Annotated in this window: 23 protein-coding genes; 6 read left to right on the top strand and 17 right to left on the bottom strand. The window is 65.3% G+C overall.

Translation table 11 applies throughout. The features are described from left to right. Positions 1-129: 129 nt before the first annotated feature. From WI560_RS04795 to WI560_RS04780, 4 genes are all read right to left on the bottom strand, one after another. Complete coding sequence (locus tag WI560_RS04795; RefSeq protein WP_375307088.1) at positions 130-621, bottom strand: DUF2852 domain-containing protein; 492 nt, start codon at positions 619-621, stop codon at positions 130-132. 120 nt (positions 622-741) lie between these two features. Beyond that, entirely contained in the window at positions 742-1,482 is a 741-nt protein-coding gene (locus WI560_RS04790) for a TetR/AcrR family transcriptional regulator (RefSeq protein ID WP_375307087.1), read from the bottom strand. Positions 1,483-1,670: 188 nt separating this feature from the next. Next, positions 1,671-2,036, bottom strand: coding sequence for a YciI family protein (locus tag WI560_RS04785; RefSeq protein WP_257176733.1), 366 nt, complete (start codon positions 2,034-2,036; stop codon positions 1,671-1,673). Positions 2,037-2,094: 58 nt separating this feature from the next. Beyond that, positions 2,095-2,499, bottom strand: coding sequence for a YciI family protein (locus WI560_RS04780; RefSeq protein WP_375307086.1), 405 nt, complete (start codon positions 2,497-2,499; stop codon positions 2,095-2,097). A gap of 195 nt (positions 2,500-2,694) precedes the next feature. On the opposite strand from WI560_RS04780, the gene WI560_RS04775 reads away from it, so the two are divergent. The 3 genes from WI560_RS04775 (at position 2,695) to WI560_RS04765 (ending at position 4,944) form a co-directional block, all read left to right on the top strand. Beyond that, complete coding sequence (locus WI560_RS04775; protein ID WP_375307085.1) at positions 2,695-3,483, top strand: SDR family NAD(P)-dependent oxidoreductase; 789 nt, start codon at positions 2,695-2,697, stop codon at positions 3,481-3,483. Positions 3,484-3,609: 126 nt separating this feature from the next. Next, a complete protein-coding gene (locus WI560_RS04770) occupies positions 3,610-4,044 on the top strand; it encodes a hypothetical protein (protein WP_375307084.1) in 435 nt (144 codons plus the stop codon). Positions 4,045-4,584: 540 nt separating this feature from the next. Further along, the gene (locus WI560_RS04765; protein WP_375308772.1) at positions 4,585-4,944 is read left to right on the top strand and encodes a hypothetical protein; all 360 of its coding nucleotides are present in this window, start codon (positions 4,585-4,587) and stop codon (positions 4,942-4,944) included. Between the two features lie 106 nt (positions 4,945-5,050). On the opposite strand, the gene WI560_RS04760 is transcribed toward WI560_RS04765, so the two are convergent. From WI560_RS04760 to WI560_RS04745, 4 genes are all read right to left on the bottom strand, one after another. Beyond that, the gene (locus WI560_RS04760; protein WP_257176729.1) at positions 5,051-5,461 is read right to left on the bottom strand and encodes a VOC family protein; all 411 of its coding nucleotides are present in this window, start codon (positions 5,459-5,461) and stop codon (positions 5,051-5,053) included. A gap of 30 nt (positions 5,462-5,491) precedes the next feature. Then, positions 5,492-6,031 carry a K(+)-transporting ATPase subunit F gene (gene kdpF / locus WI560_RS04755; RefSeq protein WP_375307083.1) on the bottom strand — a complete coding sequence of 180 codons (540 nt, stop codon included), beginning with the start codon at positions 6,029-6,031 and terminating at the stop codon, positions 5,492-5,494. Positions 6,032-6,226: 195 nt separating this feature from the next. Continuing rightward, positions 6,227-7,528 carry an RNA polymerase sigma factor gene (locus WI560_RS04750; protein ID WP_375307082.1) on the bottom strand — a complete coding sequence of 434 codons (1,302 nt, stop codon included), beginning with the start codon at positions 7,526-7,528 and terminating at the stop codon, positions 6,227-6,229. Next, positions 7,525-7,893 carry a YciI family protein gene (locus WI560_RS04745; RefSeq protein ID WP_028138414.1) on the bottom strand — a complete coding sequence of 123 codons (369 nt, stop codon included), beginning with the start codon at positions 7,891-7,893 and terminating at the stop codon, positions 7,525-7,527. The genes WI560_RS04750 and WI560_RS04745 overlap by 4 nt, the downstream gene beginning before the upstream one ends. A 142-nt stretch (positions 7,894-8,035) precedes the next feature. Here WI560_RS04745 and WI560_RS04740 point away from each other — a divergent pair, with 142 nt between their 5' ends. Both WI560_RS04740 and WI560_RS04735 read left to right on the top strand, forming a co-directional pair. After that, positions 8,036-9,001, top strand: coding sequence for a 2-hydroxyacid dehydrogenase (locus tag WI560_RS04740; RefSeq protein ID WP_375307081.1), 966 nt, complete (start codon positions 8,036-8,038; stop codon positions 8,999-9,001). Between the two features lie 303 nt (positions 9,002-9,304). Next, positions 9,305-11,272, top strand: coding sequence for a cache domain-containing protein (locus tag WI560_RS04735; protein ID WP_375307080.1), 1,968 nt, complete (start codon positions 9,305-9,307; stop codon positions 11,270-11,272). A 195-nt stretch (positions 11,273-11,467) separates the two neighbouring features. Here the strand turns inward: WI560_RS04735 and WI560_RS04730 are convergent, their stop codons facing one another. Continuing rightward, entirely contained in the window at positions 11,468-12,112 is a 645-nt protein-coding gene (locus tag WI560_RS04730) for a TetR/AcrR family transcriptional regulator (protein ID WP_375307079.1), read from the bottom strand. A 103-nt stretch (positions 12,113-12,215) separates the two neighbouring features. Between WI560_RS04730 and WI560_RS04725 the strand changes: the two genes are divergently transcribed. Beyond that, entirely contained in the window at positions 12,216-12,860 is a 645-nt protein-coding gene (locus WI560_RS04725) for a glutathione binding-like protein (protein ID WP_375307078.1), read from the top strand. Positions 12,861-12,975: 115 nt separating this feature from the next. Here WI560_RS04725 and WI560_RS04720 read toward each other — a convergent pair whose 3' ends face one another. The 8 genes from WI560_RS04720 to WI560_RS04685 form a co-directional block, all read right to left on the bottom strand. After that, the gene (locus WI560_RS04720) at positions 12,976-15,126 is read right to left on the bottom strand and encodes a methyl-accepting chemotaxis protein (RefSeq protein ID WP_375307077.1); all 2,151 of its coding nucleotides are present in this window, start codon (positions 15,124-15,126) and stop codon (positions 12,976-12,978) included. Positions 15,127-16,491: 1,365 nt separating this feature from the next. Next, positions 16,492-17,796: a TRAP transporter large permease gene (locus WI560_RS04715; protein WP_375307076.1), complete on the bottom strand. Its 1,305-nt coding sequence runs from the start codon at positions 17,794-17,796 to the stop codon at positions 16,492-16,494. Positions 17,797-17,827: 31 nt separating this feature from the next. After that, complete coding sequence (locus WI560_RS04710) at positions 17,828-18,421, bottom strand: TRAP transporter small permease subunit (protein WP_257176720.1); 594 nt, start codon at positions 18,419-18,421, stop codon at positions 17,828-17,830. Positions 18,422-18,431: 10 nt separating this feature from the next. Continuing rightward, positions 18,432-19,433, bottom strand: coding sequence for a TRAP transporter substrate-binding protein (locus tag WI560_RS04705; RefSeq protein ID WP_375307075.1), 1,002 nt, complete (start codon positions 19,431-19,433; stop codon positions 18,432-18,434). 34 nt (positions 19,434-19,467) lie between these two features. Further along, positions 19,468-21,126 carry a hydantoinase B/oxoprolinase family protein gene (locus WI560_RS04700; RefSeq protein WP_375307074.1) on the bottom strand — a complete coding sequence of 553 codons (1,659 nt, stop codon included), beginning with the start codon at positions 21,124-21,126 and terminating at the stop codon, positions 19,468-19,470. Between the two features lie 2 nt (positions 21,127-21,128). Further along, positions 21,129-23,213, bottom strand: a complete 2,085-nt coding sequence (locus tag WI560_RS04695; protein ID WP_375307073.1) for a hydantoinase/oxoprolinase family protein — start codon at positions 23,211-23,213, stop codon at positions 21,129-21,131. A gap of 141 nt (positions 23,214-23,354) precedes the next feature. Continuing rightward, positions 23,355-24,161, bottom strand: a complete 807-nt coding sequence (locus tag WI560_RS04690; RefSeq protein ID WP_375307072.1) for an NAD-dependent protein deacetylase — start codon at positions 24,159-24,161, stop codon at positions 23,355-23,357. 37 nt (positions 24,162-24,198) lie between these two features. Beyond that, positions 24,199-26,001, bottom strand: a complete 1,803-nt coding sequence (locus WI560_RS04685; RefSeq protein ID WP_375307071.1) for a cation:proton antiporter — start codon at positions 25,999-26,001, stop codon at positions 24,199-24,201. Positions 26,002-26,080 lie beyond the last annotated feature (79 nt).

Genomic DNA, 26,080 nt, shown 5'->3' with positions numbered 1-26,080 from the left:
GATCGGGGCCGTGCCCACGTTCCCAAAGCCAAACCGCCCGCCTGCGGGTTGCGCAGACGGGCGGCTCGGGGCCATCAGGACTTTGGGGGCATGCGCCTGAGGGCTTTGAGAGGTGTCAGGCCTTGAAGGTCAGCCCTGCTGCTGGTCGGTCGGCGGCGGGGTCGGACGGGTCTTGTGCTGCGCCATGAACTGGTCGAACTCTTCCTTGTCCTTGGCGTGACGCAGACGGTCGAGGAAGTTCCTGAACTCGACCTGCTCTTCCTCGAGCCGGCGCAGCGTTTCAGAGCGATACTCGTCGAAGGCGCGGTTGCCGGAGGACGGCGGGCCGAAGCCAAAGCCGAAGCCGCTGCGCTCCATGCGGCCGCGCACGCGGTCCATCTTGTACTGCATCCGCTCCATCTTGTTCTGCCAGCGATCCTGGTTGCTCCAGCACGACATTCTTCTGCTCCCGAGTGTGAAAAAGAGAAGGGCAAGCCCGATCGGCCACCAGATGATGAAGCCGAGGATGGTCACGGCGATCCAGCCGGGATGCCAGGGCGTATCGAGCATGCGGGGACGCTCGTACCGTTGGTATTGGTCCGAAGGGCCGCGCCAGCGATTGACGTCAGCGGTGTAGGCCATTTCCCATCTCCATCACGGCACCAGCGCCGTTGTGAATGTAAATAACATTTACATAGCTAGACCATCCACCGATTTTGTCAAGCTGGGCGCCAGACACGCCCGCGTGATTATTGCGTCAGTCTATTTCGGCTTGCCCCAGGGCCCCCCGGGCGGCACTCCGGAACCGGAGGATGCCTCCGGTGGCACCGGCGGCGGCTCGGCGCCTTTCGCCGGCGGGCGGCGATCGGTCGGGAAGCCGAGACCGCGCAGATAGATCAGAACCTCGGCCTCGAGCAGCTCGTCCGGAGACATCGGCAGTTTTCGCCGCGCCGCGTCGCCGCGGGAGAACAGCGAAGCCACGCCATGCGCCATGGTCCAGATGTGCAGCGCCATCATCATCGCCGGCGGCCGCGGCATGCCGGGAGGCGCAAGCGCTGCAAGCCGCTCGGCCGCGGCGCGAATGATGTTGAACGCCCGCTCGCTCGCGGCCTGCAGCGCCGGATTGGCGTCGACCGGCAGACCGGACTCGAACATCGCGTTGTAGAAGGCCGGCTCATCGCGGGCGAAGGCGAGATAGGCCTTGCCGACGCGCTCGAACGCGGTGACCGTATCGGGACGGCCGTCGTCCCAGGCCGCGGTCAGGCGCGCCTCGAATTGCTCGAAGCCGCGCTGGGCGATCGAGGACAGCAGCTCGTCACGGTCGCGGAAATGCCGGTAGGGCGCCGCCGCGCTGACGCCGGCCATGCGTGCGGCATCGGCGAAGGTGAAGCCGGCCGCGCCCTTCTCGGCGATCAGCCCGAGAGCGGCCTGCAACAGGGCCTCCTTCAGATTGCCGTGGTGATAGCCGCGCTCGGCGCGGCGCTGTTCCTTGCGCCAGCTCATGTGAACGAGCTTTACATGAGGCGGGCGCGAAGGTCACTAGCGGCGGCCGAGTTTGATTAACCGTATCCTCCGCAGTCATTCCGGGGCAATGCGCCAGCATCGAACCCGGTGCGCGCTTGCGCACCTGAGAATCTCGTCATTCCGGGTTCGGTCCTGCGGACCGCCCCGGAATGACGATCCACTCGAACCTACATCTGCGGAATCGGCAAGACAGGCATGACCTCGATCGCCTCGCCCGGGAAGATCGCAAAGTGCGGATGGTTCTCGAACAGCTTGGCAGCCTCCTCTTGCGAGGCAGCGCGCACCACCGTGAAGCCGGTCAGTGCGTTGCTGATCTCGGTGATGCCGCTTCCGTCGATCCTGCGGGTCTTGCCGAGCGGGCCGCCCAGCTCGACGATGACGTCCTTGTGCTTCTCGACCCAGCCATGCCAGGCGGCCATGCCCTCGCGCTCTCTGGCCTTACGTTCGGCCTCGGGCATCGCGTGCCAGGCCTTCATCTTTTCGCCGCTCATGCTGCCGAGATAGACGGCGAGGAATTTGTGTTCGGTGCTCATCGGTCTCTCCTTTGGTGATTTGTTGATGACGGCCGCGATCTGATCGCGACCACCGCCGCTATGTCTTCAGGTCGCCGAAAGCGGCCGCCGCGGCCTGCACGTCGGGCGGAAAGTCGGCCAGCTCCTGCACCTGCCGGATCTCGATGATTTCGTTCGGCGAGGCCGGGCACTGCTTTGCCCAGGCAATCGCCTCGGCCCGCGAGGCAACCTCGATCATCCAATATCCGCCCAGGACTTCCTTGGCCTCGGCGAATGGGCCGTCGGTGACGATGGGCTCGCCGGTCGCAAACGAAACCCGTGCGCCCATCGACGGCGGATGCAGGCCGTCGAGCGTGATCAGCACGCCTGCGTTCTTCAGCGCCTCGTTGTAGCGCATCATCGCCGCGACCCGCTCGGGATCAAGCTGGACGTCCGGCGGCGCGGTTTCGTAACCGAGCGGGATCATCAGCATCATGAATCGCATGGAATGTCCTTACGCTTCTTCGTCATTTCCGGAGGCGCCGAAAGGGGCCGCGCTCCCCTGCAAGACGAACGGTCCCTGTCGGAACCGACACCGGGGCGGGAATAATTTTCGTCGGCCAGGTTCCTCATCGAGGCCAAAGCGAAGTAAAAGGAGCCCGCGCTCGCGAGCATTTTTCGACAAAGGACCGATCAGCCGATGCCCCCTGCCCCGCAAAAAGTCGCCCTCGTCACCGGAGCCGCGCGCGGCATCGGGCTCGCGACCGCGAAGAAGTTTCTGGCCGAGGGTTGGCGCGTGGCGCTGCTCGACATCGAGGGCGAGCTGCTCGGCCGGGCGGTCGCCGAGATCGACCAGAGCGAGGCGACGCTGGCGCTGACCTGCGACGTCTCGGACGCGGCCGCAGTGAGCGATGCGATGGCGGAGCTCGAGCGCCGGTTCGGCCGGCTCGATGCGCTCGTCAACAATGCCGGCATCGCGGTGTTCGCGCCGCTGATGGAAACATCCGAGACCGATTGGCGCCGCGTCTTCGAGGTCAACCTCACCGGCCCCTTCGTCTGCACCAAGGCGGCCGTGCCCTTGATGCGCGAGGGCCATGGCGGGGCCATCGTCAACATCACCTCGATCTCGGCGGTACGCGCCTCGACGCTGCGCTCGGCCTACGGCACCAGCAAGGCCGGGCTCGCGCACCTGACCAAGCAGCTCGCGGTCGAGCTTGCCTCGCTCAACATCCGCGTCAACGCGGTCGCGCCGGGGCCGGTCGACACGGCGATGGCCAAGCAGGTGCACACCAGGGAGATCCGCGCCGACTATCACGACGCCATTCCGCTCAACCGCTACGGCCTGGAGGAGGAGCTTGCGGAAGCGATCTACTTCCTGTGCTCGGCAAGTGCGAGCTACATCACCGGCCAAATTTTGGCCGTTGATGGCGGCTTCGATGCAGCCGGCATCGGCCTGCCGACGCTGCGCGGTCAGAGGCGGAACGGGTAGGTACAGATGTTGTAGTTGTAGGGTGGGCAAAGGCGCGCGAGCGCCGTGCCCACCACATCACTGCGGTGGGCACGCTGCGCTTTGCCCACCCTACGAAACTACGAAACCGAGCTGTTGGAGTGCTCCATGCGACGCGCTTTCGTCAAAGCCCTGATGCTCGCATCGGCACTCCTTGCCATCACGCCCGCCGCCGCGGAAATCCGCATCATCCAGTCGCCGGGCGGACAAGTGGGGCCGTTCCTCGATTTGTTCGAGAAGGTGCGCGACAGCGGCGAGCGCGTGGTGATCGACGGCCCTTGCCTGTCTGCCTGCACACTGGTTCTGAGCGTCGTGCCGGAAGAGCGCATCTGCGTCACCAAGCGCGCCGTGCTCGGCTTCCATGCGGCGCGTTCGGTCGACCGGCGTGGGCGCCTTTATGCCGAACCGGAAGCATCGGTCGCGGTGCTTGCCGCCTATCCCGGCCCGGTCCGCGACTGGATCAGCCGCCGCGGCGGGCTCAGCTCGCGATTGCTTCTGCTCAAGGGCCGTGATCTCGCCGCGATCTATCCGCGCTGCCGCTGACGAATTCGCCAGCCGCACCCAGGCGACATGAACAAGTTCTTATGTGAACCGCGTCACATCAAAGGCATTTGGCGTGGCCGGCCCGAGGCCATACGGTGGGTTCCCTGTGCTCGCACCCAAAGTGCGCACCGGGTCTCTACGCCATCACGCTTGGGCTGCCGTCAATAAAGCGTCTGAATCACCGGCCCCAGCTTCATGCTGACGCAGATAAGCATTCCCCACAGGGCAAAATTGATCTGTAGCGCCGCCGCCATCGGTCGCTCCCCTTCAAGTGACGTCCACCCCAGCTTTTTAGATTTTATGAATCACCAATAGCGATTCTGACGTGCAGATTACAGCCCAATATTGCGTCAATTGTTGTGCGATGCAGTTCGTCTGGTTTCACGAAGCGGCCTCACTGCTCGCGCAAAGTAATGCGAATCGTGAGTTCATTGCTCGGCCATGCCGGCCAACTCGTTTGCCTTAAGTTCCAATTGACCGACGCTGTGCGAGTCTCCTGCGCGGGGCTTGCGCATTGCGCGACGAAATCTGGGTCCGGCATTGATGCGAAACGGCTTCATCTTGCTCACTTTCTGCACAGCGCTGCTGGGATGTGCAGTCGCGCCGGCGCAGGAGCGTCGTCCGATCGCATGGGATGGCCTCGGCCCAGATCCGAACAAGAGCGCCAGACGCCCTCATATCGCGAAGCCGCGCGCCACCAATCCCGCGCCCGCGGCAAGCGATCCCAATCAGGAGCGGCAACGTGTGCTCGACACCTTGCGGCCATACTCCGAGGCGTGGTGGGCGGTTCACGACGAGATCGAAGCGGAAAACGACAGGAAGCTCGGCACCAAGCTCGTGATCTGCCCCCGCTGTGTTCAGCCGCGGCAGGACGACGACGTAACCGGATCGACCCGCTGAGCGAGTTCACGACGGGTTCGATCATGACGAGCCCGTGCGTCCCCTCTCCCGCAGAGATGGAGAGAGGGGATCGCGGCTCAACCGATCATGCATGAAGTCGCGGGCGTCACATTTCTTCCGGACAATTCACCATCCAGGGAATGCCGAACTTGTCGACGCACATGCCGAAGCCCTTGGCCCAGAAGGTCTTGCTGAACGGCATGGTGACGGAGCCACCCTCGGCGAGCGCGTTGAACTTGCGTTCGCCATCGGCGGGATCCTTGACCGTGAACGAGATCGAAAAGCCTTGCGGCTTGCTGAAATGCTCCGGCGGCACGTCGGACGCCATCAGCACGCTGCCGTCGGGCAGCGACATCCGCGCATGCATGATCATGTTCTCGCGGCCGGGCGCCGCGGGCATGTCCGGCGGCGCGTCCGACGAGCGCATCATGGCGTCGATCTTGCCGCCGAGAACCTTGGCGTAATGATTGAACGCCGCTTCGCAAGTGTCCTGATAGAACAGATACGGATTGAGCATCGTTTCTCTCCTCTTCGTTTGCGGTGAGGCCTAGTGCTTCTCGGTCAGCTGCTTCAGGCTGGCGAGACCGGCCTCGAAATCCTTGCCGATCATGCTGTCCATGTTGATGAAGACCTGCATGATCTTGGATATGAACGGGGCCGGACCGTACATCGCCCATGTGACCAGAGTGGCATCGCCTTGCGGCACAAAGGTGAACTCGGCGGTATTGTGCCCCTCGAACGGCCGTTCGAAATCGAGCTTGATGCGAAGCTTGGACGGCCCGTTCGCCTCGAGGATCTCCATGCGGCCGGCGCCGACATTGTTGTTGCCGTCCCAGGCATAGGTCGCGCCCTTGCCTTCCGGAGCTCCACCGAAGCTGCGCTTCATGGCGGGGTCGCGGTTCTCATAGGGGGACCAGCCGGTCCAGCGGCGGAAATCGGCGACCTCCAGATAGATCGCACCGGCCGGCGCCTTCACGGCGAGGCTACGCTCGACGCGGAAGGTGTCGGGCTTCGTCAGCGCGAAGACGAGGACGCCCGCAAGTCCGGCGACGAGCAGGATGGCGATGATGGCAATGGCTTTCAGCATGAGGGGCTCCGTGGATACGGGCCTAGGACGAACGGGGATGGCAAGGGCCGACAATTCGGAAACGGATTTTTTGGCAAAGTCCTCACCCCACGTCATGGCCGGGCTTGTCCCGGCCATCCACGTCTTAGCCAAGAGGCCCGGAGAACGTGGATGCCCGGGACAAGCCCGGCCATGACGATGTGGAGGCAGATGCGCCTATGTCGCCTTCGCACCCTGCCTCGTGCCGCCGTTGGGTTGCTTCGGCTGGCTGTCCCGGATCAGGCGATCGAGATGCATGCGGATATGGGCGGCTTCCGCCGACGTGTTGGCCAGCGCAATGGCGCGGTCGAAGGCAATGCGGGCTTCGTCGTTGCGGCCGAGCTGCATCAGGAAGGCGCCGCGCACGCCGTAGAAATGGAAGTAATTGGCAAGCTTCGGAGCCAGCGGCTCGATCAGATCGAGCGCGGCTTGCGGCCCTCGCACCTTGGAGACCGCGACCGCGCGGTTGAGGGTGACCACGGGAGAGGGCTGCACGACTTCGAGCGCGCCATAGAGCAGGTCGATCTGCGCCCAGTCGGTCTGCTCCGGTGCCGACGCGCGGGCATGCAGCGCGGCGATCGCGGCTTGGATCTGGTAGGGCCCGCTGCGGCGATGGCGCATCGCCTTGTCGATCAAGGCAAGCCCCTCCGCGATCATGGTGCCGTTCCACAATGAACGGTCCTGATCGTCCAGCAGGATCAGCGTGCCATCCCCGGCGAAGCGCGCGGCGCTGCGTGCATGTTGCAACAGGATGAGCGCGGTCAGCCCCATGATCTCCGGCTCGCTCGGAAACAACCGCAGCAGCAGCCGCGCCAGCCGGATCGCCTCCTCGCAGAGCGGCTTTCTGATCTCGGCGGTGTCGCCGCTCGCCGAATAGCCCTCGTTGAAGATCAAATAGATCATCGCCGCGACGCCGGCGAGGCGCTCGGAGCGCTCGACCGCGCCGGGCGCCTCGAACGGCGTCCCCGCCTCGGCGACCTTCGCCTTGGCACGGGTGATGCGCTGCTCCATCGCCGCCTCCGAGACCAGGAAGGCGCGCGCGATCTGCTTCACGGTAAGGCCCGAGACGATACGAAGCGCCAACGCGATCTGCTGCGTCGCCGGCAATTGCGGATGGCAGCAGATGAACATCAGCCGCAGGATGTCGTCGCGGTAGTGGGAGCCGTCGAGCCGCTCGGCCAGCGCACCCTCGGCGTCGTCGAGATCGGAGATCGCCTGGTCGTCCTCCGGCAGCGGCTGCTGCCTGCGCGTGCGTCGCACCTCGTCGATGGCGACGTTGCGGCCGACCATGATCAGCCAAGCCGCAGGATCGCGCGGCGGACCATTCTGCGGCCAGGTCTTCAGCGCGCGCAGACACGCGTTCTGGAAGGCCTCCTCGGCCGTGTCGAGGTCGCGGAAATAGCGCAGCAGCGCGCCGACCGCCTGGGGTCGCGCCGAGGTCAGCGCAGTCTCGATCCAGGCGGTGTCGGCCTCGCTCACGTCAGGTTTCCTCCGGGCCGGAATACGCCGACGGGGCGCACCTCATAGGCACCGCCGGGATTGGCGGCGCCGAGATCGCGCGCGACGTCGAGGGCCTCGTCGAGATTCTTGCAATCGACGATGTAGAAGCCGAGCAGCTGCTCCTTGGTCTCGGCATAGGGGCCGTCGAGCACCAAGGGCGGGTCCTCCTTGCGCAAGGTCGCCGCCGCCGTGGTCGGCAGTAGCCGCGCCACGGGCCCGAGCCGGCCTTGGCTCGTGAGCTTCTCCTGCACCACCGCGAGCTTCTTCATCACGGCCTCGTCCTGCTCCTTGCTCCAGGAGCCGACAAAGTCCTCATCGTGATAGCAAAGGATGGCATAGAGCATTGGGCGGCACTTTCCTCGTCTGTTCTAAAGACGCGCCAATATGCCCCGCTCCGACAGCACTGCGGAAAAAATTTGCAAGAAAAATCCGGCAGATCGTGGCAAGGAGGGCCTTCTTCAGCGGAACCTTGACGAGGCACTTCGAATGACCATGGGCACACTGGCCGTCCTGATCAACAGCACGCAGCAGAACTGGCTGCCGGAGCGCTGGAAGGCCCGGTTCGACACGGTCTGCGGCGGCCGCCGCGTGGTGCTGCTGCCGGATGCCGGGCTCGATCCGGCCGAGGTGCACTATGCCGCGGTATGGAAGCCGGTGCCCGGCGATCTGGCCGCCTTCACCAATCTGCGCGCGATCTTCAATCTCGGCGCCGGCGTCGACGCGCTGATGGCGGACAAGAGCTTGCCTGACGTGCCACTGGTCCGCGTCGCGGTGCCCGATCTCACCAACCGCATGACCGAATATGTCGTGCTGCATGTGCTGATGCACCACCGCCAGGAGCTTTATCTCAGGCAATCACAGCGCGAGAAGCGCTGGGAGCCGAAATATCAGTGGCCGGCGAGCGCGGTGACCGTCGGTGTCATGGGGCTGGGAACGCTGGGTGCCGATGCCGCCGGCGTGCTGCGGCGGCTCGGCTTCCGTGTCGCCGGCTGGAGCCGCAGCCCGCGCACGATCGACGGTGTCGAATGCTTCCATGGTACTGCGGGCATGGATGCCTTCCTGCGCAAGACCGACATCCTGGTCTGCCTGCTGCCGCTGACGCCGGAGACGCACGGCATCCTCAAACGTGACGCTTTCGCAAAACTCAACCGCAACAGCCCGCTCGGCGCGCCCGTGCTGATCAATGCCGGCCGCGGCGGCCTGCAGAACGAAGCCGACATCCTGGCCTGCCTCGACGACGGCACGCTGGGCGCCGCCTCGCTCGACGTCTTCGTGCAGGAGCCGCTCGCAGCGGACAGTCGGTTCTGGACCCACCCCAAGGTGGTGCTGACGCCGCACAACGCAGCCGACACCGATGCGGACGCGATCTCGGCCTATGTCGCCGAGCAGATCGCGCGGTTCGAGGCGGGCGGTGCGCTGGAGAACGTGGTGGACCGGGCGCGGGGGTACTAGACACTCGGGATTTTGCCAACGCTGGCGCGGCAAATTCTGTGTCATCCCCGCGCACGCGGGGATCCATAGTCACAGGCCGAAGTTTTGCGGAAATTCGCAGTTCGGTACTACGAGTGTCCTCACTTGATAGATCCGCGGTATGGGTCCCCACGTGCGCGTGGACGACAGCGTTTGTGGGGCAGGCAGACTGGCGCTCTGACCTCCCTCCCCCACAACCTCCGCGCTCCGCCGGTATCCCGTTCACCCTCTCTTAGCGAGACGTTGATATGAGTCGTTAACCAACGCTCAAACAGCGAGCAGGACATGCGCACGCGCCTCGGCCTCAGGATGCGGATCACGGTTGCCCTCGCGGTGACGGCGGCGGCAACTGCCTTGTTTGCCGTGCTCGGGGCGATGTGGATCATCGCCGGGATCATCGACCGCGCCGATCAACGCGAGCTGCGCAGCCATTATGATGCCCTTCAGTCGCGCATTGCCGAGGAATCCCGCCGCGCCGCCGCCATGAGCGCCGTCGTGGCCGCGATGCCGGCGACGCAGGACGCGATGGCCAAACAGGACCGCAACGCCCTGGTCGGCCTGTTCGGGCCGGTGTTTGCCGCCACCAAATCCGAGTACGGCGTCGATCAGTTCCAGTTCCATGTGGCGCCGGCGACATCGTTCCTGCGCGTGCATCAGCCGGCCAAATTCGGCGACGACCTCTCCGGCTTCCGCAAGACCGTTCTGCTCGCCAATCAGGAGCATAAGGTCGTGGTCGGGCTCGAAGGCGGCGTCGCCGGGCTTGGCATCCGCGGCGTGGTGCCGATCGCGCAAGGGGCCAAGCATCTCGGCACGGTCGAATTCGGCCTGACCTTCGGCCAGTCCTTCCTCGATGATTTCAAGGCGAACCGCCGCGTCGACGTCGCCTTCCATCTTGCCGACGGCTCCGGCTTCAAATTGTTCGGCGGCACCCTGAAGGGCAAGAGCTTCTTCGACGCGGCCGATTATGGCCGCGCCGCCGCTGGCGACTTCACCGTGAGGCAAGCCAAGCTCGACAACACGCCGGTCGCGGCGCTGCTGGGGCCGATCAAGGACTTCTCCGGAAAGCCGCTCGGCGCAGTCGAGCTGGTGATGGACAATTCCGATTACGAAGCTTCGGCCGACCGCGCCTGGCTGCTCGCCATCGGCATCGCCGCGCTCGGCCTCGTGCTGGCCGCGATCGTCGGCTATCTCATCGCCCGCGGCATCTCGCGTCCGATCATCTCCATCACGTCCGTCATGCGCGAGCTGGCCGATGGACACCTCGACGTCGCCATTCCGGCCAGCAAGGCCAATGACGAGGTCGGCGCGATGGTGAAGGCGGTGGCGGTGTTCCGCGACAATGCACTGCGCTTCAACGAGCTTCAGGCCGAGCAGCTGAAGGCCAAGGAGCAATCCGAAGCGGAGAAGCGGCGGACCTTCGCCGCGCTTGCCGACAATTTCGAGGCCAGCATCCGCGACGTCGTCACCACGGTGTCCTCGGCCGCGGTCGAGATGGAGCATACGGCGCGTTCGATGTCGGCCATCGTCGAGCAGTCCCGGCAGCAGACGCGCGCGGTGTCGTCGGCCTCGGCGCTGGCCTCGGAGAATGTGCAGACCGTCGCGGCCGCAGCGGAGGAGCTGTCCTCGTCCATGACCGAGATCAGCCGCCGCCTCGCCCATGCGACCGAGGTGGTCGGCAAGGCCGCCAGCGACGGTCGGCAGTCGAATGCACGCGTGCAGAGCCTGGCGGAAGCCGCACAGAAGATCGGCGACGTCGTCTCCTTCATCAACGGCATCGCCGGCCAGACCAATCTGCTGGCGCTGAACGCGACGATCGAAGCGGCGCGCGCGGGCGAAGCCGGCCGCGGCTTTGCCGTGGTCGCTTCCGAGGTCAAGGCGCTGGCGACGCAGACGGCAAAGGCGACCGAGGAGATCGGCGCTCAGGTCACCGCTGTGCAGGGCGAAACATCAGGCGCGGTGGATGGCATCCAGTCGATCTGCGCGACGATACAGCAGGTCGACGAGATCTCCGCCGCGATTGCGGCTGCCGTCGGCCAGCAGGGCACGGCGACGCAGGAGATCGCTCAGAACGTCCAGCAGGCGGCCGCCCGCACCGGCGAGGTCTCGCAGAACATCGCGGGCGTCACCGACGGCATCGCAGCCACCGGCACGGCGGCGGAGGAAGTGCTGGGTTCGGCGATCGAGCTGTCGAACCAATCGCAGCGGCTGCGGGACGAGGTGGATCGCTTCCTGGCACAAATCCGCGCGGCGTAGTCGACACGGGATCGCGCCACGTCCTCGCTGTCGTCCCTGCGAACTCAAGGGACCCATACCGCGTGATTTATCGATGGCGTACGGTACGCATACCCAAGGCCATTAACGCCCAGTCTTTAACCCCGAGTCCTCGCCAAACTCCTGCTGCGGCGTATCGGTCCCGGATCTGCGCTTACGATTGTCCGGGACGACAGCTCAGGGCTTGGCGCCCAGCATCAGATCGATCGCGCCTTTGACGATGGCCTCCAGCTCCTTGCGCGGGACGCGGGCGCGGGAGCGGATGGCGATGCTGTGGACGGTGGCTGATGCGATCTGTGCCAGCACGAGCGGATCGGCATTCTCCGGCAGCTCGCCCTTCTCCTTGGCGCGGCGGAAGCAGCTCGCAAAGGCCTTGTCGAGCTCGCTGAGCCCGTCGAGCACCATGGCGCGGATCTCGGGATCGCCGACGGCTTCCGATGCCGCCGTCACCACCGTGAAGCAGCCGCGCGGGCCGGTCTCGCCGGACAGATAGATGTTCAGCGCCGAGGCGAAGATGCGCTCCAGCCGCTGGCGCACCGGCATTTCCTCGCGAAAGATCGCGGCCATGGATGTCCGCGCTTCCTCGCGGTAGCGCTGATAGCTCTTGATATAGAGCTCCCGCTTGTCACCGAAGGCGCCATAGAGGCTCGGGCGGTTCATGCCGGTCGCTTCGCTCAAATCGTCGAGCGAGGTCGCGGCAAAACCTTGCTTGCGGAACAGGTCCAGCGCCTTGCCGAGCGCGACATCGGGCTCGTAGGCCCGGGGACGGCCGCGGCGCTTCGGCTTGTTGGTCGCAATCGGCGGCTCTGATTTTTGTACCATCTCGCAAAATAATCCTTGACCGGTCACATATTATGCAAGACAGTACAAAAATCAATCTGGCCAGGTTGAGCGAAACCTCAAGAATTGCCCAAGGAGGCTACAGATGGATCTCTATTTCTCGCCGCTCGCCTGCTCGATGGCGACGCGTGTCGCGCTGTACGAAGCCGGCGCCGAGGCGAACTATCTCGAGGTCGACCCGCCGACCAAGACCGTGCTGAGCGACGGCTCCGACTTCCGCACCGTCAATCCGATCGGCCTGGTGCCGACGCTGCGCACCGACGAGGGTCTGGTTCTGACCGAGAATGCGGCGATCCTGCAATACGTCGCCGACCGCTTCCCGCAATCCGGCCTCGGCGCGAGCGCCGGCATCGAGCGCACGCGGCTGCATCAATGGCTGTGCTTCGTCGGCACCGAGCTGCACAAGGGTCTCTTCGTCACCCTGCTCGACCGCAAGGCGCCGCAGGACGCCAAGGCCTATGCCCTGGAAAAGAGCCTGTCGCGGCTCGACTATCTCGACAATTACCTGAAGGGGCGCGACTTCCTGCTCGATCATTTCAGTGTGGCTGACGCCTATCTCGTCACCGTCATCAACTGGACCATGGCGACGCCGCCGATCGAGCTGGCGAAATGGCCGAACGTGAAGGCCTATTACGAGCGCCTGCGCCAGCGGCCCTCGGTTGCTAAGGCGATCGCCGAGGAGTTCGAGCTGTACAAGGCCGAACTCGCACGGAAGAAGGCGGCCGCGTAGGTCGGATTGAACGCGGCATGGCCATGCCGATCTGATCGTTGTCCCCACGAGGCGGGGACAACGACTGTTTTGATTTTGCCGCTTTTTCCCAGCGACCAGGAAGAGCTGCATTCGTTCAAGCGGCCCGAACGCTGTCGAGAAAGCGGCCGACCTCCGTTCGCAACCGATTGCTGTCGGTTGAAAGCGCTTGCGCCGCGCTGAGCACCTGCGTGGAGGCCGAGCCGGTTTCGGTCGCTCCACGCTGGACGTCGGCGATGTTCGACGAGACCTGGTGCGTGCCTTGTGCAGCCTGCTGGACGTTGCGCGCGATCTCCTGGGTCGCGGCGCCCTGCTCCTCGACCGCCGCAGCGATGGTCGACGAGATCTCCGACAAGGACTTGATCGTACTCCCGATCGTCTTGATGGCGTTGACCGAGTCCTGGGTCGCGCCCTGAATGCCGGAAATCTGCTGGGAGATCTCGCCGGTGGCCTTGGCGGTCTGCTCGGCCAGGGCCTTGACCTCGGAAGCGACGACGGCAAAGCCGCGGCCGGCCTCGCCGGCCCGCGCGGCCTCGATCGTTGCGTTCAATGCGAGCAGATTGGTCTGGCCTGCGATCGTCGTGATGAGCTCGACGACGTCGCCGATCCTCGCCGCAGCCTTGGAGAGCTCACCGATCTTTTGATCGGTGAGACGTGCCTGCTCGACCGCCTCATTGGCCATCCGCGCGGATTCCTGGACCTGTCGGCCGATCTCGTTGATGGAGGATGACAGCTCCTCCGTCGCGCTCGCGACGGATTGAACGTTGGTGGAAGCTTCCTCGGAAGCCGCCGCGACCATCGTTGCGAGCTTCTCTCCGTGCTCCGCGGTCGAGGTCAGCGTGTTCGCGGAGGCCTCCAGCTCCGTCGAGGCCGACGAGACGGTCTCGATGATCTCGCCCACCGCGCTTTCGAAGCTGCCGGCGAGCTTGTTCATCTCTATCTTGCGCTGGGTAGCCGCCCGCTTCTCGGTCGCCTTCAGCTCGTCGCGATCAAATCGAACGATGGCCTGCAACGTCTGCAGATTCCGCAGAGCCACGCCGAGCTCGTCGTCTCGCTCGACGACGATGCGGTTGTCGAGCTTGCCCTGGTTGATGCTGAGCATGGCATCGTTCAGGCGCTGAAGCGGGCGGACGATGGCACGGATAGTTTGCCGGCTGACGAGCCCGCCGATGGCGATGCTCGCCACCAACAGCGCAAGCGCAGCGCCGACGAGCCAGCCATATTCGTACTCGGCCACATCGTATTCCGCCCGGGCTTCCTTGACCTGGATCGCCACAAGCCTGTCGAGGTCGGCCTTCGCCGCCTGGTACAGTTCGCGCGCCCGCCCGGCCAGCAGAATAGCGAGCTCATCATACTTGCGCTCGGCGGAGAGCGACAGCGCCAGCTTCAGTCCCTGCTCGACATAATTCATGCGCCTGGGCGTGAAGCTGTCGGCAACGCTCTTTTCTTCCGGCGTCAGATAGGTCGCCATGTATTCAGCCCAGGACTTTCCGACCTTCTCCAGATTGGCATTGACCTTGGCTGCAATCTCTTCGACCGGCTTTCCGGCCCGCCCGTTGGCGGCCGCCTCGAACAGCAGCACGGTGTTGTCTCTCATCCGGTCATTGATCTCAAAGAGCTGTGCCAGCGGCACCGCACGGTCTTCGTAGATCGATTTCAGCCGCGAATTGCTCTGCCGCGTGCCCTGCAGGCCCATGACGCCGATCGCCAGCAGAAACAGGGAGAGGATGGTGACGAGCGTAACCAGGCGCGCGTTGAGCGTGCCGGTGAAGATGGCCAATCGATCGAGAAAGGAACGCCGGCGAAGCATGCCGGCATCCAGCCTGTAATCGTGCGGCTTGTTCTCGCGGATCATCGCATACACCTGCTCTGCCTCGGCGCGCTGGTCGGCGGGCAGCTTGGTACGGATGGAGCTGTATCCGACGATCTGTCCGTTCTGCCGAATCGGAGAGGCGGTCGCCAACACCCAGTAGAAGTCGCCGTTCTTGCGCCGGTTCTTCACGGCGCCCGACCAGGGCTTGCCCTGCTGGAGCGTGGCCCACAGATTTTCGAAGGCCGCCGGCGGCATATCCGGATGGCGGATGATGTTGTGAGGCTGCCCCATCAACTCGGCTTCAGAAAATCCGGAGGCTTCGACGAACTGATCGTTGAAGTAGGTCAGCTTCCCTTTCGTATCGGTGTGAGAAACGATGAGGGTATCGTCGGTAACTGGATATTCGATGGCCGTGACCGGGAGATTGGTCCGCATGGGAGCCTCCAAAATGGCATTCGCAAAAATCGAACCTGTAAACTTCAAGTAGGCTCCGAAGATTTAATTTGCCTAAATTTCCCGAACCAACCGCACGGTGAAATGGATGCTGCACCAGATTATTTTCGGCAAAAGCGCATCCAATACGGGAGACCGCAGAACGGCAGCAACCGCTGGATGGTCAAGGTCCGTCTCGCAAAGTCACGCGCGTTCGCAGTCGCGCGCCGGCAGCCTTTGATCGCATCGCGCGGCGGCGCTTCTGATTCGCAACTCGCAGTTGGCGCCGGCGGTAAGATCGTGGCGATGCCGGGCACAGCGTCAGCAGCAGCAGACGATGTGGCCATATCACACTGCTCTCGTGTCCCGGACGCGCTGCAGCGTTCTGACGCTGCTGCGCAGAGCCAGACCCAGAAGGCTGCGTATTCCGCTGAGGCATGGGCCCCGGCTCTGCAGCGCACCGCACCGGACGATGCTTCGCATCGCCGGGCGCGCTGCGCTGCGTCCGGGGCACGCGACCGCTGCTTGGCGTTGGTCACAGCTTCGCATCCTCGCGGCATGTTTCGCCCGAGCTTTGCTGTCTTCATCCGCCCTCGTCGAAAGCAAGGGCGCAGGGAAGGCCGGGCGCCGGCTGGCACCCGAAGTCCCGCGTGTGCTAAAGAAAGCGCACGGGGTGGACGACAGGTGATGCCGGTCGCCCGGCCTTCCCTGCGCGATGGTTTTCACGGTGTCCTTCGTGCTCTCCCCGGGGAGCGTTGCACTATTGCCCCCGTCGTCTTGCGGCTGGTCGATGCGCGCGCCGGTCGGCCGCCACATCACCGCAAAGGCTTGACGCCAGAACCCCGGGCGTCGGGACCACACGACTTCTCCGTCCGCGCGCATCCTCGCTGGGTTCTCGACCGCTGGCGTGCGCTCACTGTCGAGACCATGAGAAGACGCTGTCAGCGCCGTGTCGTATCGCGCCGGTCGCTGCTCACGGGATTCCCCCGCCCTGCAGTTCGCATGCGCGCCGACGCCGTCGCGGCCACCGCATCCCGGCCCGCGCTTCGTGACGATCGCGAAACGCCCCTCGTGGCGGGCGGGATGTCCAGGCTTGTACGGCAAAACCGAATTTCTGTAAGTACGAATATTTTAGCGCGCGGCTATCGACCCAGCGCTGGGGTGTTTTGCCCGTCGGGCAACACAACGGATGGTGGGCGGGGTCCTCGAGCGCTGACGCCCGCAGCGTCGGCTTTCCACCTCTCCCGAAGGGAGAGGTCGGATTGCATCGTCAGATGCAATCCGGGTGAGGGGTTAAGCTCTACCGACTTGCCGCGCCCCCTCACCCGGCGCTACGCGCCGACCTCTCCCCGATGGGGAGAGGTGAAGTTACCCGTACAGCACCCGCGGCAGGATCGTGACGATGCCGGGCCACAGCGTCAGCAGCAGCACGAAGCCGATCATGATCATCAGGTACGGCATCGTGACGCGCGCGATGTAGCCGAGGCCGTCGTCGGTCAGGCCCTGGATCACGAACAGGTTGAAGCCGACCGGCGGCGTGATCTGCGCCATCTCGACGGCGAGCACCAGGAATACTCCGAACCAGACCTCGTCGAAGCCTGCCCCCTTCACGATCGGCAGCACGATCGGCAGCGTCATCACGATCATCGAGAAGCCGTCGAGGAAGCAGCCGAGAACGAGATAGAAGACGACCAGCGCGACGATCAGCATGAACGGCGACAGGCCGAGCCCCTTGACGAAGGCGGCCACCGCCTGCGGGATGCCGAGGAAGGCTGCGGCATTGCCGAGGATCGAAGCGCCGAGCACAATCAGCGCGATCATGGAGCAGGTCACGACCGAGCCGATCAGCACGTCGCGCATCACCTGCTGCGACATCGCACCCTGCGCCCAGGCCACCAGCGCCGCGCCGAGCACGCCGACGGCAGCGGCTTCCGACGGCGTGGCGAGCCCGCCATACATCGAGCCGAGCACGCAGGCGATCAGGAACAGCGCCGGCGCGAGATCCTTCAACGCCGCGAAGCGCTCGCTCCACGGCACCTGCGAAAGCTTGGCTTCGGTCTCCGGCACTATCGTGCGATCGAGACTTGTGTGCAGCATCACCCAGGCCATGAAGGTGGCGGCGAGCAGGAATCCCGGCAGCACACCGGCGGTGAACAGCTTCAGGATCGAGACGTCGCCGAGCACGCCGTAGATGATCATGATGTTGGAGGGCGGAATCAGGAAGCCGAGCGTGCCGGCGCCGGCGAGCGAGCCGATCGCGATGTCGCGCGAATAGCCGCGGCGCAGCAGCTCGTTGAGCGACATGCGGCCGATCACCTGCGTGGTCGCAGCCGAGGAACCGGAGATCGCCGCAAAGATGGTGCAGCCGATCACGTTGACATGCAGCAGGCGGCCGGGCAGGAGACCGGCCCATGGCGCCAGCCCCTGGAACAGCGAGCGCGACAGGCGGGTGCGAAACAGCAATTCGCCCATCAGGATGAAGAGCGGCAGCGCCAGCAGCTCCTGGGTGGTCAGGATGTTCCAGGCGTATTGCGGCAGCAGCTTGTCGAGCGGGATCGAACGGAACATCGCGAGCAGCAGCGTCGCGGTGAGTGCCAGCGTCAGGCCGATCCAGACGCCGCACGCCAGCAGCGCAAACAGCATCGCGAACAGGGCAACGACTTCGATGGTCATGCGATCTTGAATCCGGCTGCGGGCAAGGCGGTCATTCGACGGGCGAGGCCTTCATGCGGTGATCCTCCAGCGGCAGGCCGAGCGCGGCCTGGATCGCGCGCGCCAGGAACTGGAGCGTGAGCAGCAGCATGCCGAAGGTGACGACGGCTTCCGGAAACCACAGCGGCGTGTCGCTGGAGGTCGACACCTGGCCGCGCGTGTAGGCGGCAAAGGCGAACTTCGCCATGGCCGAGGTCAGGAACGCCATGAAGGCGAAGCCGGCCGCCGCGGAGAGAATCTCGAGCGCGCGTTGCACCGGAACCGGTGCGTTCTTCAGCAGCAGCACGACGCGGATATGGCCGCCGACGCGCAAGGTCATGGCCGCGCCGAAGGTGAACGACGCCGCCATCAGATAGGACGAATATTCCCACGCGATCGAGATGCTCGGCGGAAAGAACGGCAGGAAGTTCGACAGGAAACGGGTCGCGACCTCGCACAGCATCAGCAGGGTCAGCATCAACAGGCAGAAGCCGCCGATCCAGCCGTCGAGCCGGCCGAGGCGGTCGATGCCGTCGAGCAGGATGCGCAGCGGCGCTGGTGCCGCTGCGTTGAGGCTCTGCGGTGCTTCGGACGAAACGCTCACCACGCCTCCGCCCTCAGCCGCGCTTCATGTCGGCGAGATAGGCCCGCACCGGCTTGTCGGCCGCCGGCACGCGCTTGAGGAAGGCATCCAGCTGCGGCGCGGTCTTGGCCCGGATGTCCGTCATCATCGCGTTCGAGACCGGCACCACCTCCATGCCGCCCTCCTTGAGACGGTTGAGGCTGTCGACGTCGGCCTTGAGCGAGTTGGCCCAGAAGCCCGGCTCCATCTTTGCGGCGATATCGGCGACGAGCTTCTGCTGATCGGCGGGAAGCGCCTTCCAGGATTCGAGATTGACGGTGAGCATCTGCGACGACCAGACGTGGTTGGTCGGGTAGACGTATTTGAGGAATTCCCAGAACTTGCCGTCGACGCCCGACACCGACGAGGTGGAGACGCCGGCGACCGCGCCGGAGGCCAGCGCGGGAATGGTTTCGCCCCAGGGGATCATCACCGCCGCCATGCCGATTGCATTCAGCATGTCGACCGCATTCTTGTCGGGCACGCGGATCTTGATGTTCTTCAGGCCCTCGACGTCGGAGACCTTGGCCTTGAGGTGCAGATATTGCGTCGGCCACGGCACGATGTAGAGGATCTTCTGGTTGTTGCGCGCGGCGATCTTCTCATATTCGGGCCGCACGTATTTGTGCAGCACCTTGAGCTCATCCACCGAGCCGCACAGGAACGGGATGCTCTCGACGCCCATGAAGGGCTCGTCGCCGACCTGCTGGATGTTGAGAACGTCGGCGAGCGGCACCAGGCCGTCGCGCACGGCGCGCAAATGCTCGGGCCCCTTGAAGCCGAGCTGGCCGCCGGCTTTCACGGTGATCGCGACCGCGCCGCCCGTCTGCTTCTTCACCTCCTCCGCGAAGGCCATCGCGTTCTGGGTATGGAAATTGCCGTCGGGCCAGACCGTCGACATGTCCCAGCTCGTCGTCGCCGCCCGCGCACGGGTCGAGATATGACCTGCTGCGAGCAGCGTCGCTGCGCCCGCGGTGAAGTTCCGTCGCGTGATCATTGCACCCCTCCGTTGATCCAAGCGCGCTGACACGTCAGCGCGCGTACCCATAAACTGCAGCCGCATTCGCGGCGGACACGAGCCCGCTTTCGATATCGTCCTTGACCGCCGCTCGCTCGCGCGTCGCGGGATCGCCGATGCCGGCGCCGCCGGGCGTCAGCACCACCAGCCGGTCGTCCGGCGGCACCTGCTGGAAGCCCTTGCCGCGCAGCTTCTTGCCGGACTTGAGACCGACATAGCCGGCCTCGCCGTTGCGGCCGCCGTCGCGTCCGCGCGGCGGATGATCGATGCGGTCGAATGCCGCCAGGATGTCGAACGGCGCGTCGACGCCGCTGCCGACCTCGATGATCTGGCCGAGACCACCGCGGGTGCGCCCTGCCCCGCCGGAATCCGGGCGCAGCTCCTTGCGCCAGAAGATCAGCGGCGTCTGCGTCTCGGCGATCTCGACCGGCGTGCCGCGCACGCCGCTGGGATAAGCGGTGGCCGACAATCCGTCCTTCGCAAAGCGCGCACCGGTGCCGCCATTGGAGGTCACCGCCATCGAGAACCCGTAATTGCCGCCGACGCCGCTGCGCGTCTGGCCGCGAACGTTGAGATTCCACAGGCACGAGGTGCCTTCCGCCGGCACGCGCTCCGGAATGATCTGGCGCAGGCAGCCGAACACCACGTCGGGCAGCATCTGGCCGATGATGTGGCGCGAGGCGACCGGCGCGGGCTTCGGCGCATTGAGGATCGCACCCGCCGGCGCCGACACCGTGAGCGGCGAAAGCGAGCCGGCATTGTTCGGAATCTGCGAGGCGACCACGCAGCCGAGGCCGAATACGGTGTAGGCGGTCGTGTAGGACAACGGCACGTTGATGCCGAACTTCGAGGCCGCGGACGTGCCGTCGAAATCGACGTGGATCCCCGCATCCGAGATCGTCAGCGTGGCCGCCAGCGTCACCGGGGCATCATAGCCGTCGACCACCATGGTGTTGCGCCAGCTGCCCTTCGGCAGCTTCGCGATCTCGGCCAGCACGGCCTCACGCGAGCGATCGCAGATATAGTCGCCGAGCTCGTCGAGCGTGTCGATGCCGAACTCGGTCATCATCTCGACAAGGCGCTCGCAGCCGACGTCGTTGCAGCCGGCGAGCGAATAGGTGTCGCCCTCGGTGTCGATCGGCAGCCGCGTGTTGGTGCGGATCATCGCCATCAACGTCTCGTTGACGACGCCCTGGTCGATCAGCTTCAGCATGGGGATGTAGAGCCCTTCCATGAACACGTCGGTGGCGTCGGGGCCGAAGCCGATGCCGCCGATGTCCATGAGATGGCTGGTGCAGGAGAACAGCGCCACCGGCTTGCCGTCCTTGAAGCAGGGCGTGGTGACGACGAAGTCGTTGAGATGGCCGGTCCCCATCCAGGGATCGTTGGTGATATAGGCATCGCCCTCCTTCATCGTCTCGATCGGAAAGTGGGCGATGAAGTGCTTGACCGATTCCGCCATCGAGTTGACGTGGCCGGGCGTGCCGGTCACCGCCTGCGCCAGCATACGGCCCTTGAGATCGAACACCCCGGCCGAGAGGTCGCCGCATTCGCGCACGATCGGGCTGAAGGCGGTGCGGAGCAGCACCTGGGCCTGCTCCTCGACCACGGCGATCAGCCGGTGCCACATGATCTGAAGGTCGATCAGGCTCGCGCCATTTGCCTTGCTCATGATCAGGCCGCCTTTCGTTCCATGACGATGCTGCCGGCACCGTCGATATGGGCGTCAAAATTGGTGGAGACGAAGGTGGAGGTCTCGTCCTCCGCGATCACGGCCGGGCCCGCAATGGTCGCGCCCGGCGCCATGTCCTCGCGGCGATAGAGCGGAATCTCGATCACCTCGCCTGCCCGGCCGTCGAAGAACTTCCGGCTGCCGACGGCCTTGCCCGCCGGCTTGCGCGCGACGGCTGCGACTGCGGGCGGATTGCGCGCCTCCGTGGTCGCGAGCACCGACCAGCTCAGCACCTCGATCGCGGCGCCCGGAATCGACCGCTCGAACATCGCCGCATAATCGGCCTCGAACTTCCGGCGCAGGCCGGCGAGATCGGCCACCGTCAGCCGCCGGTTCGGCAGCTCGACGGAGATCTCATGGCCCTGACCGACATAGCGCATGAAGGCGGCCCGACGTTCGCGCACCGGCGCACCCGCCGCGCCAGGCTCGACCAGCGCGCGCGCTTCGGTCACCATCTCCTGCAACAGCTCGGAGACCGCCTCGGTGTCGAAATCGTCGAGCCGGACATGGCGGCTGCGCACCAGCTCATAGGCGATCGGCGCGGCCAGGAAGCCGACGGCCGAGCCGACGCCGGCATTCGACGGCACGATCACCCGGGAGACGCCGATCTTCTCGGCGACACGCGCCGCATGCAGCGGCGCAGCACCGCCGAAGGCGATCAACGTGTGCTGGCCGACGATCTCGCCGCGCTCGACCGCATGGACGCGCGCCGCACCGGCCATGTTCTCGCAGACGACCTCGTGCACCGCATAGGCCGCGGTTTCCGCCGACAGGCCAAGCGGTTCGCCGACATCGCGCAGCAGCGCCTGCTTCGAAAGCTCGGGGTCGAGCTTGATGGTGCCGGCCGCGAACGCGTCGGGATCGATCATGCCCAGCGCAACATCCGCATCCGTCACCGCCGGACGCTGGCCGCCGCGGCCGTAACAGGCAGGGCCAGGCTCCGACGAGGCGCTCTCCGGGCCGACAGTGACGCGCTTCATGGCATCGACATGGGCGATCGAACCGCCGCCGGCGCCGATCTCGACCATCTCGATCACGGGAATGCGCACCGGCAGGCCGGAGCCCTTGAGAAAGCGCGCGGCGCGATCGACCTCGAACACGCGCGAAGTCTCGGGCTGGTACTTCTCGATCAAACAGATCTTTGCGGTGGTGCCGCCCATGTCGAAGGACAGAACCTTGCTCTCGCCAAGCCTTGCCGCGATCTGCGCCGCGAAGATCGCGCCGCCGGCGGGGCCGGATTCGACGAGGCGCACCGGAAAGCGCCGCGCCGTGTCGATCGAGGTGACGCCGCCGCCCGATGTGACGAGATAGATGGCGCCGCGAAACTGCTCGACCTGCAAGGCGTCGGCCATGCGGGCGAGATAGCCGTCGATCAGGGGTTGCACATAGGCATTCGCGACCGCGGTCGATGTGCGCTCATACTCGCGGATCTCGGGACAGACGGCGGAGGACACGGTCACGGAGACGCCGGGCATCTCCTCGGCGAGGATCGCGGCGGCACGCCGCTCGTGCTCGGGATTGGCGTAGGAGTGCAGGAAGGCGATGGCGACGCTCTCGACGCCGAGCTCGCGCAGTTTCGGCGCGAGTGCGCGCACAGCCGCTTCGTCGAGCGGGAGGCGGACGGCGCCGTGGGCGTCGACCCGCTCGGGCACGGTGAAACGCAGGCTGCGCGGCGCCAGGGGCCTCGGCTTGTCGATGCTGAGGTCGTACTGGTCGTAGCGGCTCTCGGTGCCGATATCGAGCACGTCGCGAAAGCCTTCGGTCGCAATCAGGGCGGTCTTGGCACCGCGGCGCTCGATGATCGCGTTGGTCGCCAGCGTGGTGCCGTGAATGAAGACATCGATGTCGCTGATATGTGCACGCGCATCGGCGAGAATGAGACGCATGCCGTCGAGCACCGCCTGCTCGGGCCGCTGCGGCGTGGTCAGCAGCTTGCGCGTCTTGCGGTCGTGACCCACGTCCAGCACGATATCCGTGAACGTCCCACCGATATCGACGGCAAGCCGCACCTCGGCTCCCTCAAGCATTCCAAATTCTCCGTGCTGGTCGTCAAAGAGTTGCGAGCGAAAACGCAGCAATTCCCGTGCCATGAGGCATGCAGGAACGCGCGCCCGGCTATTTTGCGCGGCACCTATGCAATAGGCAAGGCGTGTTCGCCGCGCGCGAGATCAGAGCAGGAATGCAAGCGCCGTCTCGCAGCGCTCCTCGACCTTGAGCGTCAGCAGATCATCGGCGCGGGTGCGGCCGAGATTGATGGCCGCGATCGGAATGTTGCGCTGCGCTGCCGCCTGCACGAAGCGGAAGCCGGAATAGACCATCAGCGACGAGCCGACGATCAGCATGGCGTCGGCCTGCGCCAGATGATCCTGCGCGGTGGCGACGACGTCGCGCGGCACGTTCTCGCCGAAAAACACGACGTCGGGTTTGAGGATGCCGCCGCAGGCTTCGCAGGCAGGCACCTGGAAGGACGAGAAATCCTCGTGCTCCAGATCGGCGTCGCCATCGGGAGCATCGGCCGCATCGAGCGTCAGCCATTGCGCATTGGCGCGGCCGAGCGCATCCTGGAATTCGCTCCGCGACGTCTTGCGGCCGCAGCCCATGCAGCGAACCAGATCGAGCCGACCGTGCAGGTCGATCACCTGCCGGTGGCCGGCGGATTGATGCAGCCGGTCGACGTTCTGGGTCAGCAGCATCCCGCACCGCCCGTTCGCCTCGAGCCGGGCCAGCGCGTGATGCGCGTCGTTCGGCTTGGCCTGGCCGAACCGCCGCCAGCCGATCAGGCTGCGTGCCCAATAGCGCCGCCGTGTTTGCTCGTCCGACATGAAAGACTGGAAGTTGACCGGCTGGGTCCGCTTCCAATTGCCATGGCTGTCGCGATAGTCAGGAATGCCCGAATTGGTGCTGCAGCCGGCGCCGGTCAGCACGAACAGCCGTTCGTGCCGGTCGATGAAGTGCTGGAGCGACGGATTTGCCATGTCCCCTATGTAGTCTGCGCGATGCGGTGTTGCCAGATCAATGCCGCCGATCGTGGCGGCCTGCGATAGCGGATGGGCGGGATATCTCCGGGTCTGCCCTGCGCGCGGCCTGCTGCAGCGTCAGCCTGAATTCGTCCCGCTTCTCGTGCACCGAGGCGATCGCATGCCCGACCGCAACGCCGAGGCCGACCAGCGCGGCTTCGGAAAGCTGCAGGCTCGCCTCGATGGTTTCGGGCACCACATCGGTTGCGCCGATCGCGTAGAGATGGCGGGCATGCTCGGCGTCCCGCGCACGTGAGACGATCAGCACGTCCGGGCGCACCGCGCGGATCCGCTCGACGACGGCATCGATCGCCGGCCGCGACTGGATGGTGATGATCACGCCGGTCGTCTGCATCAGGCCGCAAGCTTCGAGGAAGCCCGGCTCCGTCGCATCGCCAAAATAGACCTTGTGACCGTCGCGGCGGTCGCGTGCCACGGCGACTGCCTCGTGATCGACGGCGATGTAGTTCAGGCCGTGGCCTGTCAGCAGCGAACAGACCACCTTGCCAACGCGGCCATAGCCGATCACGATCGCCTGCGCCCGGTCGCCGGGCGGGCGAACCGCCAGTTCAGGATCTGGCGTGCGCTCGCTGCTCAGCCTCGCGGCCAATCGTCGGCCAAGCATGCCCAGAAGCGGTGTCAACGCCATCGTCACGGCGGTGACGGCCACGGCGAAGCTCGATACGCGGGGCTCGATCATGCCTCCGGCCGCGGCCATGCCGATGCTGACGAAGGCGAATTCGCCGACTGGACTGAGCAGGAATCCGATCTCGATCGCTGCCGGCCATGACAGCCTGAAGAGGCGGCCGAGGGCGATGAGCACGATCGCCTTGCCGACGAGAATACCGACAACGGCGGCCAGCAGCCAGCCGGGCTCGCGCAGGAACACGCGAAAGTCGATGGCCATGCCGACGGTGAAGAAGAAGATGCCGAGCAGCAGGCCCTTGAACGGCTCAACGGTGGCCTCGATGGCTTTGCCATACTCCGTCTCCGCCAGCATCAGTCCTGCAACGAAGGCTCCGAGCGCCATCGACAGGCCGGCCTGGTGCGCGGCCAGTCCTGCGCCGACGATGACGAACAAGGTTGCGGCGACAAACAACTCGGTCGAATGGGTGCCCGCAACCATCTGGAACAGCGGACGCATCAGCAGCCGTCCGAGCAGGATGAGGACAGTGACCGCCAGCGCGGCCTTCAGGATCGCGCTGGAGATGTGCGCCAGGACGGAGCCGCCGCTGTCTGCGCCGAGCACCGAGACGAAAACCAGAATGGGAACCACCGCGAGATCCTGGGCAATCAGGATCGCGAAGCTGGCGCGCCCGGTCGTGGTCGCAAGCCGCTTCTCACCGGACAGAAGCTCGAGCACGATCGCGGTAGAGGACAGCGCAAGGCTGGCGCCGAGGACGACGGCCATATCGGAGCTCTGTCCGGAGAGAAGCGCCACGCCGGAAATCATCGCGGACGTCACCAGTACCTGCAGGCCTCCGAGCCCGAACACCAGACGCCGCATCGTGACGAGCCGCCGGAAAGACAGCTCGAGGCCGATCAGGAAGAGCAGGAAGACGATGCCGAGATTGGCGATACCCTCGACGTTCTGCGCATCCGTCACCGTAAACCAGTACAGGAACGGGATTTCTCGAACCAGCGAGCCGAGCCCGAGCGGACCGAGAATGGCGCCGGCGCCGAGGTAGCCCAGCACGGGATTGATGCCCCAATGGCGGACAATTGGCACCACGACGCCGGCGGTCCCGAGGACCACCAGTGCGTCACTGTAGGCGTTGATGTTGATGGTTGCGGTCACGAGCCCTTCATGTGTCGGCACTCGCAATAGCGGTGGCGTCACCGACGGTCGATAGCACATGGCGCCGCAGACCTCTATC

The organism is Bradyrhizobium sp. A11 (assembly GCF_042077125.1).
Lineage (GTDB): Bacteria > Pseudomonadota > Alphaproteobacteria > Rhizobiales > Xanthobacteraceae > Bradyrhizobium > Bradyrhizobium japonicum_B.
This window is presented reverse-complemented; position numbering and strand designations above follow the sequence as displayed.